General features: G+C 43.0%; 1 protein-coding gene. It reads left to right on the top strand.

Features of this window, described 5'->3' with window-relative positions; all coding sequences use genetic code 11:
• A partial coding sequence (locus J1781_RS00425; RefSeq protein ID WP_217233025.1) for an alanine racemase C-terminal domain-containing protein occupies nucleotides 1–470 on the top strand: 470 nt, incomplete at both ends.

Consider the following 470-nt stretch of genomic DNA (forward strand, 5'->3'; position numbering starts at 1 on the left):
GAGAAATCTAAACAAGACGCTTTGGCAATTACCAAGCTTAAAAATCTCCATATCGTCGGTATCATGACCCATTTTCCTGTTGAGGATAAAGCCGATGTACAAAAAGGGTTGGCTAGTTTTAAACAAAACACCGATTGGCTGATTAAAACCGCCAAACTCGACCGTAAAAAACTTACCATCCATGCGGCGAACTCATTTGTGTCGCTGAACGTGCCAGAAGGTTGGTTTGATATGGTGCGTCCTGGGGCGATTTTGTTTGGCGAGCCTTACTTTGAACGTCCAGATTTTAACTACATTATGTCGTTCAAAAGCCGTGTGGCTAGCGTCAATTTCTATCCTAAAGGCTCAACTGTTGGCTATGACCGCACTTATACCTTGACACGAGATAGCTATTTGGCAAATTTACCATTTGGTTATTCAGACGGCTACCGTCGCGCCTTTACCAACAAAGGTCATGTCTTAATTAATGG

The sequence above is a fragment of the Rahnella perminowiae genome (assembly GCF_019049695.1).
GTDB lineage: Bacteria > Pseudomonadota > Gammaproteobacteria > Enterobacterales > Enterobacteriaceae > Rahnella > Rahnella perminowiae.